A 14,036-nucleotide genomic window follows, 5' to 3' on the forward strand; every position below is an offset into this window, starting at 1 on the left:
GACCGGCGCGGACTCCAGCTCCTCGACGATCGCGTCGAGCCCGTCCACGGCAGCCAGGAGGTCCGCCCGCAGCTCGTCGTCGAACGTGCCGGTCATGAGCGGGTGAGTCCACAGATCGTCGCTGCGGAGTGCGGGCACCAGCTGTTGCGCGACGCGTCCCTCGGCGTAGCCACGAACGAGCCGCTGCCCGTCGCCGCGCCCCAGCGTCGTGGTCGCCGAGACGCTCTCGCTGCCAGCCAGCCGACCCAGCAACCGGGCGGCGTGGACGAACCGCTCCTTGCCCCAGACGACGTCGACCGCGTCGATCTCCTCGATCCACAGCGCTGCCGACTCGTCGTCGATGTCGATGACTCCGTACGCCCTCGGCATCGTGAACCCTTCAGGTAGCCGGGCTGCGAGGTCGGAGCGGTATATCCGCGGCTCGACGTCCCACGGCAACGAGGCCAGAGCCATCTCCCGCATCTCCACCGGGACGAAGGCGAACGCCGGGGTCCGCCCCCACGACTGCACGACCTTGACGAAGAAGGAGAACGGCTGGTCGCCGGTCGGGGTCCGAGCTAGTCCACGGACCCGGTAGCGGCCCGCCGTGGTCAGCGCCTCGAGGTGGTACGGAGACACCTTCGCCGACGACTCGAGCAGCACGACGGGACCGTCCCCACCGCCGCCATCGACGAGTCCCAGCGAGCGGCTGACCATGACGGCGAGCTCGGCGTCCGAGACGTTCGCGACACCCAGTGCCGATCTGTCGTGCATGGCGGAAAGGTAAGGTTACCTTATGAAATCTGTCAACACTCCCGCCCCGATGATGATGGGCCAGGTGCTGAAGCAGGTCTCCCGTCAGCTGGCCGCTGACGGGTTGCGCGCGTCACACTTCCGCCTGCTCACGGAGATTCCGCCGTCGGGGACCCGCATCACCGAACTGTCAGAGCGTCTCGGGATGACCAAGCAGGCGTGCGGTCAGTTCGTTCGTCGTCTCGACGTCACCGGGCATGTCCGCGTCGAGGTGCCAGCCGACGACCGGCGTTCTCGCGTGGTGGTACGCACGCAGCTGGGCGACCACGCCGCACAGATGTTCGCCACGCGAGTGGGAGACATCGAAGCCGAGTGGGTCTCGCGTGTCGGCCCCCGGCGCTATGCCGCCTTCCGTTCGGTGCTTACTGAGCTGGCGACCCTAGACGCTCGTCATGAGCAGTGACACGTCGGAGTGAACTTGGGCTGCCTGCGGGCTTATCCGATCGCGGGGACCTGTCCTGTCGGCCTACTCTCGGTGCATCATGCGTGACTTCCCCCCCACCTTTACGTCGTTCCTACCGGGGGCGGACGGGGAGGTGGCGACCCGACCGGACACCCGCAGTCCGGGAGCGTTCCTGCGCTGGCACCTGGGACAGCAGCCGGGAGTCATCGCGGCGGCGACGGTCGTGGGCTTCCTCTGGCAGCTGCCGTTGACCCTCGGCCCGTTCCTGGTCGGCAAGGCCGTCGACGAGGGGATCCTGGGCGGGTCCTCTGCGGACCTGTTGCGGTGGGCCGGGCTCCTCGGTCTCGTCACGGTGACCGGGGCGGTGTTCGGCATCGCGATGCACACCCTGGTGGTGCGCAGCTGGTTGATCGCGCTGTACGGGACCATCCAGATGGTCGCCCGCAAGTCCGTGCAGCTGGGTCACGTGCTGCCGCGGCGGACGCCGACCGGCGAGGCGATCAGCGTGGCGTCCAGCGACTCCGACGAGTTCGGCGCGCTGACCGAGATCACGGCGCGGGCGGGCTCGCAACTGATGGCGTGTCTGGTGGTGGCGGCCATCGTTCTGAACACCTCGCTGGCGATTGGCCTGCTGGTGCTGGTTGCCGCGCCGGTCATCGTCGGCGCAGCGCTCCCGCTGCTGCGGCCGCTGCACCGTCGCCAGGAGGTCGAGCGCTCCCGCAGCTCGGAGCTGACCTCGATGGCCACCGACATCGTCGCCGGCCTGCGCATCCTGCGAGGCATCGGCGGGGAGCGGACCTTCGGGCGCAACTACGCCGAGCAGTCCCAGCGGACCCGGCGGGCGGGGGTGTCGGCCGGGCTCTGGCAGGCGGCCATCGAGGCGACCGGGGTGCTGCTGTCGGGGGGGTTCCTGGTGCTCTTGATGTGGGCGGGCACGCGTCAGGTGCTCACTGGGGACATCAGCGTCGGCCAGCTGATCAGCTTCCTCGGCTACGGGTTGTTCATGGTCGGGCCGATCCGGACCTTCTTCGAGTTCGCCCAGAAGCTCACCCGCGCGCTGGTGTCCGCCCGAAAGGCGATCAGGCTCTTCGAGCAGACACCCCCTTGGCGCGAGCAGACGTCGCCAGTGCCGCTGCCCGCCGGCGGCGACCTGGTCGACGAGGTCACGGGTTTCGTCGCAGCAGCAGGCCTGCTCACCATCGTGGTCAGCGCTGTCCCTGAGGCGTCCGCCCAGCTGGCCGACCGGTTGGGCCGCTACCTGACGGCCGACGTCGAGCCCCCGGCCGAGCAGTCGGTCCAGGAGTTGAGGGGGCGCGCGGCGCGCGGGGCCCGCGCCCAGCGTGCGGCCGAGCGGGCGCGCATCGCCGCGGCGGACGAGGTCCTCGCCAGCCGGGAGTGGGGGGTCCGGCTCGGGGACATCGACCTCGGCGCGGCCCGCTTGGCAGATGTCCGTCACCGGATCGTGGTCAGCGACACCGGTAGTCAGTTGTTTGCCGGCACCCTGCAGGACGCGATCGACCCGCACGGGCGGCTCACCCGCGAGGAGGCGGAGGAGACGATCCGGGTGGCCAACGCCGAGGACGTGTACGACGCCCTGCCCGGGGGGTGGCAAGGAGTGCTCGACGAACGCGGTCGCGGCCTGTCCGGCGGCCAGCGGCAGCGAGTGGTGCTGGCCCGGGTGATCGGTACCGACGCCGGCATCTTGGTCCTGGTCGAGCCCACGTCGGCCGTGGACGCCCATACCGAGGCGCGGATCGCCGAGCGGGTCGCTCTACATCGCCGAGGCCGGACCACCGTGGTCGCCACGGTGTCCCCTCTGTGGCTACACCACGCCGACCGCGTCGCCCTTCTGGAGGGCGGGCGAGTCGCTGTCGTCGGCGCGCACGACGAGCTGCTGGAGACCAACGCCGCCTACCGACGGGTGGTGGCGCGCGCCCTTGACGATCCGCCGGAGGTCGATCCAGAGGTCGATCCGCGGCACCGGGAGCGTGAGCCGGCCGTCGTTCGCAACCGGCCACCATGGGAGCACCATGAGCATGGGGAGGACAGTCGTGCTTGACCTCCTGGGAACCTCCGCCGACACCTGGCGCGACCGCACGCTGGACCCGCCCGCGCTGCCGCCCGAGCTGGTCCCGCCGAGCGACGCGTCGATCCGCGAGCGACTGCGGGCACTCCGACGCCGGCACCTCCTGCGCGAGGAGCGGGCCAGGGCCGTCTTCGCGCAGTCCCGCAACCCCGAGCGCGGGTGGCCGGTTGCCGACAACGCGGCCGTCGGTGAGTTCTTGCGCCGGTTGCTGCGCGAGCGTCGTGGTGCTTTCGCGGCGATGGTCGTGCTGAACGCGCTGGCCGCGGCCAGTGGACTGTTGATTCCCCGGCTGCTGGGTGAGTTGATCGACCGCACCGTCAGCGGGGCGTCGTCCCCCTCGACGGTGACATCCCTGGCGGCGGTCATCCTGGCCGTCGTCGGAGCGCAGACCCTGTTCACCTTTGCGGGCCAGTGCACGTCGACGCTGTTCGGGCAGGATCTGCTGGCCTCGGCGCGGGAATACGTCGTGGGGGTCATCCTGCGGCTGCCGCTCAGTCGGGTCGAGGGCGCCAGCACCGGTGACCTGGTCACCCGGGTGACCCGTGACGTGGGCACCATGAGCAGGGCTGCGCAGTACGGACTGCCGATGGCGATCATTTCGCTGCTGACCGTGTGCCTGTCGATCGCCGCCATGTTGCTCAACTCGCTGTTCCTGGCACTGCCGGCGCTGCTGCTCATCGCGGTGTCGATGATTCAGGTGCGCCGTTACCTGCGGCGGGCGCAGAGCTGCTACATCACCGAGGGAGCGACCTACTCCCAGATCAACACGACGCTCACCGAGACCGTCGAGGGAGCCCGGACCGTTGAGGCGATCGGTCTGGCCGACCTGCGGCTGCGGTCCGGCCACGACGACATCGCGGTCTCGGCGCAGGCCGAGCGCTACGGCCTGACGCTGCGCAACCTGCTGTTCGCGGTGATCGACATCTCGTTCAACGCGCCCCGCGTGATCATCGTTCTGGTGGGCGCCTTCGGCTACACGCGCGGCTGGGTAACGCTCGGCCAGATCACCGCGGCGGTGTTGTACGCCGAGGCCCTCACCGGCCCGCTGAACCGGCTGGTCGGCGAGATCGACCGACTGCAGGTCGGCGTCGCCTCGACCAGTCGGCTGCTCGGCATCGCCCAGGTCGCGCCGGACCGAGCCCCCGGCGACCGGCGCCCGGACGGCCCCGACCTCGTCGGGGTTGACCTCCGATTCGCCTTTCGCGAAGGGTACGACGTCCTGCACGGCATCGACCTGGAGCTGCGGACCGGCGAACGGCTGGCCATCGTGGGTCCGAGCGGCTCGGGCAAGTCGACCCTGGGCCGGCTGTTGGCCGGCATCAACCGGCCCCGGACCGGGTCCGTGCGCATCGGAGGGGTCGAGGTGACAGAACTGCCCCTGGACCTGCTGCGCACCGAGGTTGCGCTGGTCACCCAGGAGCATCACGTCTTCGTGGGCTCGGTGCGTGACAACATCCTGCTGGCGCGGGAGGAGTCGGACGACGACACGGTGTGGGGGGCACTCGCCACGGTGGGCTCCGCGGCCTGGGTGCGCCGTCTGCCGGCCGGCCTGGACACGCTGGTCGGCTCGGGCAACCAGTCGCTGACGCCGGCGCAGTCCCAGCAGGTGGCGCTGGCCCGGCTGATCATCGCCGACCCGCACACCCTGGTCCTGGACGAGGCGACCTCACTGATCGACCCACGGACCGCCCGAACCCTCGAGGGCTCGGTGAACGCCCTCATGCTCGGACGGACCGTCGTCGCGATCGCGCACCGCCTACACACCGCCCACGACGCCGACCGCATTGCCGTGGTCATCGACGGGCGCATCACCGAGCTCGGAAGTCATCAGGAGCTGGTCGAGCTCGACGGCGAGTACGCCGCGCTGTGGCACGCCTGGACGAGTTGAGCAGCCCGCGGTGACCGAGCGTGCCTGCCGCCTGGATGCTGGCAGGCGTGGGGGTCACGCGTTCGCGCTCGGCCCGGCGGGCACGAAACTGCCTGACCGGGGTCGGCCCAAACGAAGGCAGCGGGGGTCGAGGTCCACGGACTGAGCGCGCACGGTCTGGTGCTGGTGGTCGTCGCCAACCCGCCGTGGCCGATGCGCTGTTGACTGCGGTCGCCACGCTGCCGGGACTCGAGCTCGCACACCCTGCGGCTGGTCGGCACCGACGAAGAAACCCCCCGCAGGGCTCGGGGTCCTTGGGTGCCCGGTCGGCGATCGTCTGCGCAGCATGGGGTGCTACCCACGACTCATCTTGGCGCGCTTGGGACCGCGGGGGTGAAGTCATTGCGGTCTTGGCATGGAGGACGTCGACCTCCGCCCGCCGGCCGAGAAGCCACGTGGAACGATTTCCAGAGCAAGCCGCGCCCGTGCCTGCGCCCCGGCGACCTCGGCAAGAAGTGGGGCTGGGGCCTCAACGCCGACCAGGAGGGCGTCGGGGCGTCCACGCCATCGACTCTCTGGAATGCCAGCAGCTGTGCTCAGGCGTCGCGGCTGACGGTCGGCCGGCCAGGTACGAGCCGGTGACGATGGCGCAGGGTTGATTGTTCTTCCGTCGGAGAATCATCGACCTCTCGGGGCTTCGGAGGTGGTGCCGACCGGCTGGAACTTCCTCGTGTGAGGCCGCTGCCACCGAGTCTCGATCGCCGGGGGCTGTAGTGCGGGCGGACGCATCCCATGGCGACGGCAGCGCAAGGCCGTCGCGAATGGCCAGGCGGGCCCCCGCCGTGCCAGCGGCGGGACGCTCGGATCGATGGTGTCGCGTTCGTCTACTGGTCCCACGGGTTGAGTAGGTCCACGCCCAGCGGTTGGAAGTCAGCGATGTTGCGGGTCACGACGACGAGATTGAGGCTGAGCGCGGTCGCCGCAATCAGGACGTCTCGTCCAGGTCGTGGATCCGGGACGTGCATCGCGGACGCGCGTCGAACAACGGCCAGATCTACAGGCAACACGCGTGTGGCGAACGCAGCAAGCAGGTCACGCTCAAGCCACTTCCGTAGGACATCGCCTTGCGTGGAGTCCCGCCGCTCCAGCCGGGCGACGCCGATCTCGATCTCCATCACGGTGATGACGCTGATCGACAGATCGCTGGTGCGTTGTCGCCCCGCCCAGACGCGTACGTTCGTTGAGGCTCGCCCTGCGGGTTTACGGAGTTCGCTGATGACATCGGTATCCAGCAGGTAGCTCACAGGTCGGGCGTTGTCAGTGACAGATCGACACGTTCGGGGACCAGGTCAAGGTCGTCGTCGGCGGACAGCCAGTCCACAATGCTTCGCCGGTCGGCAATCAAGCGGTCGTAGTCCTCGACGGACAGCAGGACGTGCGAGGGCTTACCACGGTCGGTGATGATGACCGGCGCCGTAGCTGCCGCGCGCTTGGCCGCACTCACATCCTGGTTGAAGTCGCGCGAGGTGATGATCGACATGTGCGGACCTCCAGTAGCCCAATCAGTAGGTATGTGCCTACACTACGCCTCAATTGGCTTGCCGACACCTCCACCGGAAGTGGACCACCGCCTGCGCTTTCGACTCACAGCCTCCTGCCGTCGCAGCCAGGCCCTCGAGCAAATCTGGCGCGGTCCCGGCGTGCCCACGGGCATCGACGGCGTCGAACGGCGACGATGGGAGCCTCATGAGGCTCCTCGAACGCGTCCGCCCCATCCGCACCCCCATCGGGCGAGTCCGGGTCCCCTCCGGGGGTGCCTGGTGGGCCCCCGTCGTGAGCGGCGCGCTGGCGGCCACCGCGTCGTGGCTGACCCTGGCCCTGCCGGCCCTGGCCGTCTGGGTGGCCACCCCCAGGACCACCGTCGGGTGGGGTGATGCCCTCGGCGTGGCCAGCGCGGCCTGGTTCCTCGCCCATGGCAGCCCGGTCAGCGTGGGAGCGAGCAGCATCTCCATCGTCCCGCTCGGTCTGTGGGCCCTGGCCCTCGCCGTCACCACCCGCGTGCTGGGCCGGCTGCTCGATCGCACGGAGGCCGCAGCCAAGGGGACCACGTGGCCGGGTCAGCTCGCGCGCCGGCACCTGCCGGGCTTCGTCGGCGGGTATGCCGGGTTCGCCCTCCTCGCGTGGCTGCTCACCCTCGCCGGGCCCGCGCGGCCGGGGCCCGTGGGGGTCCTCGTCGTCCTCCTCGTGCCGGGCCTCGCCGCAGCAACCGCCCTGGTGAGGCGCCACCTCACCGGGCGCGCGGCGCCGCTGGCCGGGGACGTGCTCGACCGGCTGCCACGCTGGGTCGCTCGCTCCCTCGCTCCGGGAGTGTGGGGCGCGGCGGCGCTCTTGATGCTCGCCGCCGTGCTCGTGCTCGTCATGGTCGTCGTCCGGCTCTCGTCGGTCACGTCGCTCTATGCCGCGCTCGGAACGGGCCTGCTGGGCGGGCTGGTGCTCACGCTGGGACAGCTCGCGTTCCTGCCGGACGTCGTGATCTGGGCGCTCGCCTGGGTGGCCGGCCCGGGGTTCAGCGTGGCTGACGGATCCTCGGTCACGCTCTCCGGAGCACGCCCAGGTCTGATGCCCATGATCCCGCTCCTCGGCGCCCTCCCCACCGAGGGCGTCTGGTCGCGGTGGCTCCTGCTCGTCATCGTCCTGCCCGTCGCCATCGGGGTCGCGGTGGCCCGGCGCGCCTGTCGATCGGTGGCGCAACTGTCGAGCTGGCGCACCAAGCTGACGACCTCGGTGGCGGCTGTCGCGGTCTCGGCCATCACGATCGGGATCCTCGCGGCGCTCGCGACCGGCTCGGCCGGGCTCGAGCGGCTGCGTCAGGTCGGCCCGAACCCGGTGGCACTCACGGCGGCGCTGCTCGGTGAGCTCGCCCTCGGTGCCGTCCTCCACGTCGTCATCGACCAGGTCCGCCAACGCCGACGCCACTGACGCCTACGAGCATGACGCGAGCGCGCCTGAGGCCGACGGACGACATCACCCCATCGGAGCAGTCCTGCGCTCGGGCAGGTCGCGCCACCACCCGAAGGCGTCGGCCAGCTCCGGCAGTGCTACGTCAGTCTCGCCTGCTGCGAACGCCGTCGTCACCTCATCGATCGCGGCCTGGGAGAAGCCGGCCCGCTGCATGCCCACGGAGTTGGTCCCGTGGACCCGGATCGGCACGCCGTAGGCCTTCGAGAAGGGCGGCAGGTCGTGGGTGACCGCAGCTCCCATGCCGACCATCACGCGATCGCCGATCTGGCGAAACTGGTGGACCGTGACGTTCATCCCGAGATTCGTCCCCTCCCGGATCGTGCAGTGCCCGCCGACGCTGACGCCTGCCGAGATTGTCGTGCCGCGGCCGACCTGGACGTCGTGGGCGAGGTAGCAGCGGTTGAAGAGCAGACAACCGGCGCCGACCGTCGTCGCGCGGTGGCTGCCCTGATGGATGACGACGAGCTCACGGATGACCACGTCGTCCCCGATGACGACACCGAAGTGGTCGAGGTCGCCGTTCCACGCGATGTTGCGGCGAGAGGTACTGATCTCGGGAGGGGCGCCGATCTGGGTGCCCCCCCCGATCCACACCCGGTCGCCGACTGTCAGCGGCCCGAGCAGGACGGCGTACGGCCCGACCACGACCTGGTCACCGAGGCTGACCCCGGGCCCGATGACGGCGGACGGATGGATGGACGACGCGCTGCCGGTCATGGTGAGGACCCTCAGAGCTCGAGCAGGTTGCCGACGACACTCTGGCGGCGCTGCTGCGCACAGGCGGCCTGCGCGGCCTGGGTGTTGGCCCCGGCCCTGCAGTCCTCGTAGGCCTTGACCGGCCCGTAGAACGCGAGCTGGCTGAGGACGGCGAGCAGGAGCATCCCGACGAACCCCAACGTGAGATAGGGACCGAATCGGGCCACGACCGGGGCGTCCTCCCGGTGCAGCCTCAGCAGCTCACGCACCGTGACGACGGCTGCGACGAGGATCGGGGCGATGGTGACCGCCCGTTGGGGCAGGGGAAGGCCACCGGCCATCAGGATCAGGAGAAAGAGGGCGACGACAGTCAGCGAGTACCCGTTGCGTTGCAGCACCTCCTGCCGGGTCCGCTGGGCCACCACTTCTCCTCCGGTCGTCCTGCTGTCGATCATGCTCACCCACGGCAACGACGGGGAGGCGCCCGAGGTGCCCACCGGCCGGACCTGGCCCGGGAGGTCCGCGCCTGCTCGGTATCCTTGGCCCGTGACGGCCCCCCGCGTTGACGACGTTCCCGGGGTCGTCGTCCTGGTCTCCGGGTCCGGGACACTCCTCCAGGCCCTGATCGACGCTGCCGCCGACGACGCCTACGGCGTGCGCATCGCCGCAGTCGGCGCGGACCGGGACGGCATCGAGGCTCTCGCCCGGGCCGAGCGGGCCGCGATCCCCACCTTCGTATGCCGGGTCGCGGACTTCGCCACGCGCGAGGAGTGGGACGCGGCGCTGGCCGATCGGGTTGCCGAGCACGCACCTGACCTCGTGGTCTCTGCGGGCTTCCTCAAGCTCGTCGGTGTCAGTTTCCTGGCCCGCTTCGGCGGTCGATACGTCAACAGCCACAACGCGCTGCTCCCGGCATTCCCCGGGATGCACGGGCCACGCGACGCCCTCGCCTACGGGGTCAAGGTCACCGGTGCCACGCTCTTCCTCGTCGACGAGGGGGTGGACACCGGTGCCATCGTCGCGCAGTGCGTCGTTCCCGTGGACGCCGACGACACCGTCGACACCCTGACGGAGCGGATCAAGCAGGCCGAGCGCCCCCAGCTCGTCGACGTCGTGGGCCGTATGGTCCGTCAAGGATTCACCGTCCTCAACCGAAAGGTCCTCATCCCGTGAGCGAGCAGGTCGCCCCGACCACCGGCGAGCGCCGCCCGATCAGGCGTGCGCTGGTCTCCGTCTACGACAAGGCCGGGCTGGAGGACCTCGCGCGGGGGCTGCACGCGTGCGGAGTCGCCCTCGTCTCCACCGGGTCGACCGCCCAGCTGATCGCCGCGGCCGGTGTCCCCGTCACGAGGGTCGAGGACCTCACCGGCTTCCCGGAGTGCCTCGACGGGCGGGTCAAGACGCTCCACCCGAAGGTCCATGCGGGCCTCCTCGCGGACACCCGCAACCCGGACCACGTCCGCCAGCTCGAGGAGCTCGGCATCGAGCCGTTCGACCTCGTCGTCAGCAACCTCTACCCGTTCCGCGACACGGTGAGCTCGGGTGCCTCCGAGGCCGAGTGCATCGAGCAGATCGACATCGGCGGGCCCTCGATGGTCCGCGCCGCGGCCAAGAACCATGCCAGCGTCGCCATCGTCACCAGCCCCACGGCATACGGGCAGGTCCTTGACGCCGTCGCGGCGGGCGGCTTCAGCCTGGTGGAGCGGCAGCGGCTCGCCGCGCAGGCGTTCGTCCACACGGCCTCCTACGACACCGCGGTCGCGACCTGGATGGGCACCGTCCTCGCGGACACGAGCGACGGCACCGGCTTCGCAGCCTGGACCGGCGCGACCTGGGACCGCGTCACGCCGCTGCGTTACGGCGAGAACCCGCACCAGCAGGCGGCGCTGTATGCGCACTGGCGTCCCGGGATCGCCACGGCGGAGCAGCTGCACGGAAAGGCCATGTCCTACAACAACTACGTCGACGCCGACGCCGCCGTGCGCGCCGCGCACGACCACGGCGACCAGCCGACCGTCGCCATCGTCAAGCACGCGAATCCTTGTGGGATCGCGGTCGGCGAGGACATCGCCGCGGCCTACGCCAAGGCCCATGCGTGCGACCCGGTCTCGGCCTACGGCGGCATCATCGCCACGAACCGGCCGGTGACCAGGGCGATGGCCGAGCTGGTCAAGGACGTCTTCACCGAGGTCGTCGTGGCCCCGGACTTCGACGCCGACGCGCTCGAGGTGCTGCAGGCCAAGAAGAACATCCGGATCCTCCGGCTCCCCGCCGACATGCAGACCGGGCGCGACCCCCTCGAGGTGCGCCCCATCAGTGGCGGTCTCCTCGTGCAGACCGTCGACCGGGTCGATGCCGTGGTCGGGGGCGACGAGGCGGGGACGACCGGCGACGAGGCGAGCGGCGGCGACGACCCGTCCCGCTGGACCCTCGTCTCGGGAGTGCCGGCGGACCCGGCGACGCTCGCGGACCTCGACTTCGCCTGGCGCTGCGTGCGGGCGGTCAAGTCCAACGCGATCCTGCTCGCCGACGACGGGGCCTCTGTCGGTGTCGGCATGGGTCAGGTCAACCGGATCGACTCCTGCCACCTCGCAGTGTCACGCGCCGACGCCGACGGCGCCGACCGGGCCCGCGGCTCGGTGGCGGCCTCGGACGCGTTCTTCCCCTTCGCCGACGGCCTCCAGATCCTCCTCGACGCCGGGGTGCGCGCGGTCGTCGCGCCCGGTGGCTCGATCCGGGACGACGTGGTCATCGAGGCGGCGACGGCTGCCGGGGTGACGATGTACTTCACCGGCACCCGCCACTTCGCCCACTGATGTCGGCATCGCGATCCGGCGCCGTCACAGAACGGGAACCGGCACGCCTGCTGTGGGCCGTGGGCGCCTTCGTCGCCGGCGCCCTGCTCTCTGGCCAGTCCCGGATGAACGGCGAGCTCGCCTCGATCTCCGGCCACGGGCTGGACGCCGCGCTCTGGAGCTTCGGGTCGGGTCTGGCCCTTCTCTCCCTCGTCGTGCTGGCCTCCACGCGGGCCCGGTCGGGATTCAGCGGCCTGCGGGATGCCTTGCGGCACCACACGATCCAGGGCTGGCAGTGCCTCGGGGGTGTCGTTGGTGGGCTCTTCGTGTTCTGCCAGGCGTATGCCGTGCCCGTCGCCGGCGTCGCGCTCTTCACCATCGGCGTCGTCGGTGGCCAGACTGCCAACGCGATCTTCGTCGACCGCTTCGGCATCGGCCCGGCCGGTCGGGTGGGGGTGAGCCGCTCCCGGGTGGGGGCCGCCGTCCTGGCGACGGCTGGGGTCGTCGTCGCCGTGGGTGGGCGGGTCTCCGGCACGAGCAGCGCCGTCGTCCTCCCCGTCCTGCTCGCCGTGGTCGTCGGAGCCCTCATGACGGTGCAGCAGGCGACGAACGGCCGGGTGAACGTCGCCTCGGGCAACCCCTTCACGACGGCGTGGCTGAACTTCGCCGTCGGCACGACGCTGCTCCTCGTCCTCGCGGTGCCGGGAGCGGTGACGGGGGCGTTCGGCACGCCGAGCAGCGTTGCCGCCCCGTGGTGGGCGTGGTTCGGTGGGCTCTTCGGCATCGGCTTCGTGGCCATCTCCGCGGTCGCCGTACGCCACCTCGGCGTCCTTCAGGTGATGATCCTCATGCTCCTCGGCCAGCTGTCAGCCGCGGTCGGGCTCGACGCGCTGAGCCCGGCGACCCGCGGCCACATCACGCCCGTGGTCGTTGTCGGACTCGTCATCACGCTCGCTGCGGCGGGTCTGGCCGGCCTCGCCGCGAGCCGGGCAGCACGGCGGACGGCCGCTGCCGTGGCAGGATAAGCGCTCGTGACCGCACAGATCCTCGACGGCCTGGCCACCCTGGCGACGATGAAGTCGGAGCTGCGGGAGCGCCTCGTCGCGCTGGCAGGGCGGGGGGTCGTGCCCGGCCTCGGGACGGTGCTCGTCGGGGACGACCCGGGCAGCCAGTGGTATGTCAACGCGAAGCACAAGGACTGCCACGAGGTCGGCATCACCAGCATCCGCCGCGACCTGCCCTCCGGTGCGACCCAGACCGAGGTCGAGGCCGTCATCGACGAGCTCAACGCCGACCCGGCGTGCACGGGGTTCCTCGTGCAGCAGCCCACGGGCCTCGACGAGATGGCGCTGCTGTCCCGGGTCGACCCGGGCAAGGACGTGGACGGCCTGCACCCCACCAACCTCGGGTGGCTCGTCCTCGGCAAGGAGGCCCCGCTGCCGTGCACGCCGATGGGGTGCCTCGAGCTGCTGCGCCGTCACGACGTGCCGATCGCGGGTGCCAAGGTCGTCGTCGTCGGACGCGGTCTCACCGTGGGTCGGCCGCTCGGCCTGATCCTCACCCGGCGGAGCGAGAACGCCACGGTCACGTTGTGCCACACGGGCACTCGTGACCTCGGGGCCGAGGTGCGTCAGGCCGACATCATCGTCGCGGCGGCGGGCGTCCCCGGCATCATCACGGCCGAAATGGTCAAGCCCGGTGCCGCCGTCCTCGATGTCGGGGTCTCGCGCGTCGCGGGCAAGGTCGCCGGCGACGTCGCACCCGAGGTGGCCGAGGTGGCCGCCTGGGTCAGCCCCAACCCCGGTGGCGTCGGACCGATGACCCGCGCGCTGTTGCTCAGCAACGTGGTCCTGGCTGCCGAGAGGCAGGCTGGACTGCGGTGAGGTGGCGCGCGATCACCGGGCTGGGGGTCTGGTGGCTGGTTGCTGTGGGCGCGGCTTCAGGGCTGGCCATCGTGGTGTTCGGCGGCGCCATCCGGGCCGGCGGGATGGTCGTGGCCGCGTCGTTCGTGCTTGGGGCGGCCCTGCGACTGGTCATCCCCTCGCCGGGGGGCGGCGGTCTGGAGGTGCGTCGACGCCTCGTCGACGTGGTGCTCCTGCTGGGGCTCGCCGCCGGGATCTTCCTGGCCTTCGCGCTGGTCCGCCCCGCCCCGCTCTGAGGGGCGGAGTGCGGCTACCGGACTTCGCCGGATGAAGCGTGACGGGTCAGGCGATGAGCCCGAGGGCCTTCACCGCATCGCGCTCCTCGGACAGCTCGGCCACGGAGGCGTCGATCCGGCCCCGCGAGAAGTCGTCGATCTCGAGGCCCTGGACGATGCTCCACTCACCGTCCTTGACGGTGACCGGGAAGGAGGAGATGAGACCCTCCGGCACGCCG

Annotated in this window: 15 protein-coding genes and 1 pseudogene; 10 read left to right on the forward strand and 6 right to left on the reverse strand. The window is 70.9% G+C overall.

The features are described 5' to 3' along the window. Nucleotides 1-753 (reverse strand): hypothetical protein (locus ACLL9L_RS12055; protein WP_411284903.1); only part of this gene is annotated, 753 nt, incomplete at its 3' end. A 64-nt stretch (nt 754-817) separates the two neighbouring features. Between ACLL9L_RS12055 and ACLL9L_RS12060 the strand changes: the two genes are divergently transcribed. The 4 genes from ACLL9L_RS12060 to ACLL9L_RS12075 all read left to right on the forward strand — a co-directional run bounded on the left by ACLL9L_RS12060 (nt 818) and on the right by ACLL9L_RS12075 (nt 5,790). Beyond that, nucleotides 818-1,195 (forward strand): MarR family winged helix-turn-helix transcriptional regulator, encoded by a 378-nt coding sequence (locus ACLL9L_RS12060; RefSeq protein WP_411284904.1) that lies wholly within the window; start codon nt 818-820, stop codon nt 1,193-1,195. Between the two features lie 79 nt (nt 1,196-1,274). Next, nucleotides 1,275-3,254, forward strand: coding sequence for an ABC transporter transmembrane domain-containing protein (locus ACLL9L_RS12065; RefSeq protein WP_411284905.1), 1,980 nt, complete (start codon nt 1,275-1,277; stop codon nt 3,252-3,254). Continuing rightward, nucleotides 3,247-5,169: an ABC transporter ATP-binding protein gene (locus ACLL9L_RS12070; RefSeq protein ID WP_411284906.1), complete on the forward strand. Its 1,923-nt coding sequence runs from the start codon at nt 3,247-3,249 to the stop codon at nt 5,167-5,169. Before ACLL9L_RS12065 ends, ACLL9L_RS12070 begins: the two co-directional genes overlap by 8 nt. A 372-nt stretch (nt 5,170-5,541) precedes the next feature. Continuing rightward, nucleotides 5,542-5,790: a DUF6157 family protein gene (locus ACLL9L_RS12075; protein ID WP_411284907.1), complete on the forward strand. Its 249-nt coding sequence runs from the start codon at nt 5,542-5,544 to the stop codon at nt 5,788-5,790. Between the two features lie 242 nt (nt 5,791-6,032). Here ACLL9L_RS12075 and ACLL9L_RS12080 read toward each other — a convergent pair whose 3' ends face one another. Then, on the reverse strand, nt 6,033-6,452 hold the full coding sequence (locus ACLL9L_RS12080; protein ID WP_411284908.1) for a type II toxin-antitoxin system VapC family toxin: 420 nt from the start codon (nt 6,450-6,452) through the stop codon (nt 6,033-6,035). Continuing rightward, nucleotides 6,449-6,688, reverse strand: coding sequence for a type II toxin-antitoxin system Phd/YefM family antitoxin (locus ACLL9L_RS12085; protein WP_411284909.1), 240 nt, complete (start codon nt 6,686-6,688; stop codon nt 6,449-6,451). Before ACLL9L_RS12085 ends, ACLL9L_RS12080 begins: the two co-directional genes overlap by 4 nt. 206 nt (nt 6,689-6,894) lie before the next feature. Between ACLL9L_RS12085 and ACLL9L_RS12090 the strand changes: the two genes are divergently transcribed. Continuing rightward, nucleotides 6,895-8,127, forward strand: a complete 1,233-nt coding sequence (locus ACLL9L_RS12090) for a DUF6350 family protein (RefSeq protein ID WP_411284910.1) — start codon at nt 6,895-6,897, stop codon at nt 8,125-8,127. A 45-nt stretch (nt 8,128-8,172) separates the two neighbouring features. Here ACLL9L_RS12090 and ACLL9L_RS12095 read toward each other — a convergent pair whose 3' ends face one another. Continuing rightward, nucleotides 8,173-8,886 (reverse strand): acyl-ACP--UDP-N- acetylglucosamine O-acyltransferase, encoded by a 714-nt coding sequence (locus tag ACLL9L_RS12095; RefSeq protein ID WP_411284911.1) that lies wholly within the window; start codon nt 8,884-8,886, stop codon nt 8,173-8,175. 11 nt (nt 8,887-8,897) lie between these two features. Continuing rightward, on the reverse strand, nt 8,898-9,287 hold the full coding sequence (locus ACLL9L_RS12100; protein ID WP_411284912.1) for a hypothetical protein: 390 nt from the start codon (nt 9,285-9,287) through the stop codon (nt 8,898-8,900). A 124-nt stretch (nt 9,288-9,411) separates the two neighbouring features. Here ACLL9L_RS12100 and purN point away from each other — a divergent pair, with 124 nt between their 5' ends. From purN to ACLL9L_RS12125, 5 genes are read left to right on the forward strand one after another with little or no spacing between them, the layout of a single operon-like run. Beyond that, on the forward strand, nt 9,412-10,038 hold the full coding sequence (gene purN, locus ACLL9L_RS12105; protein ID WP_411284913.1) for a phosphoribosylglycinamide formyltransferase: 627 nt from the start codon (nt 9,412-9,414) through the stop codon (nt 10,036-10,038). After that, nucleotides 10,035-11,681: a bifunctional phosphoribosylaminoimidazolecarboxamide formyltransferase/IMP cyclohydrolase gene (gene purH / locus ACLL9L_RS12110; protein WP_411284914.1), complete on the forward strand. Its 1,647-nt coding sequence runs from the start codon at nt 10,035-10,037 to the stop codon at nt 11,679-11,681. The genes purN and purH overlap by 4 nt, the downstream gene beginning before the upstream one ends. A 59-nt stretch (nt 11,682-11,740) precedes the next feature. After that, nucleotides 11,741-12,685, forward strand: a complete 945-nt coding sequence (locus tag ACLL9L_RS12115) for a DMT family transporter (RefSeq protein WP_411284915.1) — start codon at nt 11,741-11,743, stop codon at nt 12,683-12,685. Nucleotides 12,686-12,691: 6 nt separating this feature from the next. After that, complete coding sequence (locus ACLL9L_RS12120) at nt 12,692-13,543, forward strand: bifunctional methylenetetrahydrofolate dehydrogenase/methenyltetrahydrofolate cyclohydrolase (protein ID WP_411284916.1); 852 nt, start codon at nt 12,692-12,694, stop codon at nt 13,541-13,543. Continuing rightward, on the forward strand, nt 13,540-13,818 hold the full coding sequence (locus tag ACLL9L_RS12125; RefSeq protein WP_411284917.1) for a DUF3017 domain-containing protein: 279 nt from the start codon (nt 13,540-13,542) through the stop codon (nt 13,816-13,818). Before ACLL9L_RS12120 ends, ACLL9L_RS12125 begins: the two co-directional genes overlap by 4 nt. 46 nt (nt 13,819-13,864) lie before the next feature. On the opposite strand, the pseudogene ACLL9L_RS12130 reads toward ACLL9L_RS12125, so the two are convergent. Beyond that, nucleotides 13,865-14,036, reverse strand: a pseudogene (locus tag ACLL9L_RS12130) (malate dehydrogenase); the annotation flags it as partial.

Origin of the sequence: Lapillicoccus sp. (assembly GCF_046595215.1) — a bacterium.
In the GTDB taxonomy this organism is placed as follows: domain Bacteria; phylum Actinomycetota; class Actinomycetes; order Actinomycetales; family Dermatophilaceae; genus Lapillicoccus.

Excerpts from the sequence above, each read along its gene's own strand:
- ACLL9L_RS12095 (WP_411284911.1), bottom strand. The coding sequence starts at position 8,886 with ATGACCGGCAGCGCGTCGTCCATCCATCCGTCCGCCGTCATCGGGCCC.
- ACLL9L_RS12065 (WP_411284905.1), top strand. The coding sequence starts at position 1,275 with ATGCGTGACTTCCCCCCCACCTTTACGTCGTTCCTACCGGGGGCGGAC.
- ACLL9L_RS12090 (WP_411284910.1), top strand. The coding sequence starts at position 6,895 with ATGAGGCTCCTCGAACGCGTCCGCCCCATCCGCACCCCCATCGGGCGA.
- ACLL9L_RS12085 (WP_411284909.1), bottom strand. The coding sequence starts at position 6,688 with ATGTCGATCATCACCTCGCGCGACTTCAACCAGGATGTGAGTGCGGCC.